Source organism: Bradyrhizobium campsiandrae, assembly GCF_014529705.1.
Lineage (GTDB): Bacteria > Pseudomonadota > Alphaproteobacteria > Rhizobiales > Xanthobacteraceae > Bradyrhizobium > Bradyrhizobium campsiandrae.
Genome location: NZ_JAANIH010000220.1, coordinates 1 through 431, shown reverse-complemented (window position 1 = coordinate 431; position 431 = coordinate 1). Strand labels below are relative to the sequence as shown.

General features: G+C 52.7%; 1 rRNA gene. It reads right to left on the bottom strand.

Annotated features, from left to right (window positions below):
* Positions 1 to 431, bottom strand: a 23S ribosomal RNA gene (locus tag G8O24_RS42790); the annotation flags it as partial.

Genomic DNA, 431 nt, shown 5'->3' with positions numbered 1-431 from the left:
CTGGTACAGGAATCTCTACCTGTTGTCCATCGCCTACGCCTATCGGCCTCAGCTTAGGTCACGACTAACCCTGAGCGGACGAGCCTTCCTCAGGAAACCTTAGATATTCGGTGGAAGGGATTCTCACCCTTCTTTCGCTACTCATACCGGCATTCTCACTTCTAAGCGCTCCACCAGTCCTTCCGGTCTGACTTCACCGCCCTTAGAACGCTCTCCTACCACGAACCTCTAAAGAGGTTCATCCACAGTTTCGGTAATATGTTTAGCCCCGGTACATTTTCGGCGCGGGGTCACTCGACCAGTGAGCTATTACGCACTCTTTCAATGGTGGCTGCTTCTAAGCCAACATCCTGGTTGTCTCAGCAACGCGTCATTCGTCCCCCCTTAACACATATTTGGGGTCCTTAACTGGTGGTCCGAGCTGTTTCCCC